Source organism: Staphylococcus pasteuri (genome assembly GCF_030547725.1).
In the GTDB taxonomy this organism is placed as follows: domain Bacteria; phylum Bacillota; class Bacilli; order Staphylococcales; family Staphylococcaceae; genus Staphylococcus; species Staphylococcus pasteuri.
Genome location: NZ_JAUOQO010000183.1, coordinates 1 through 304, shown reverse-complemented (window position 1 = coordinate 304; position 304 = coordinate 1). Strand labels below are relative to the sequence as shown.

1 protein-coding gene is annotated in these 304 nt (G+C 52.6%); it reads right to left on the bottom strand.

All coding sequences use genetic code 11. From position 1 onward, the window contains the following. A partial coding sequence (gene galT / locus Q4528_RS13325; protein ID WP_303521989.1) for a galactose-1-phosphate uridylyltransferase occupies positions 1 to 221 on the bottom strand: 221 nt, incomplete at its 3' end. Positions 222 to 304: the final 83 nt, after the last annotated feature.

Genomic DNA, 304 nt, shown 5'->3' with positions numbered 1-304 from the left:
GTGCCTGTGTAATCCGGGTTTTTATCACCCGATACACGGGTATTGCCAGCACACAAAAAACAGCCGGCATCGTAGCTCGGCAAGGTCGCCGTAGACGGCGCTTCATCTTGGCCGCTCCAGGGGCGTTTAGCGCGGTGCGGCGACACCAATATCCACTGTCCCGTTAAGGGGTTATAACGGCGATGCGGATGCTCGGTAGGGTCAAAGTCTGTGTTTAACATGGGGTCTAACTCCGTTCAAAGCGCCCTTTTGAGGCGCTCATTATTTCTAAAATTCTAGTTGTCGTAACCGTTAGGGTTATTGG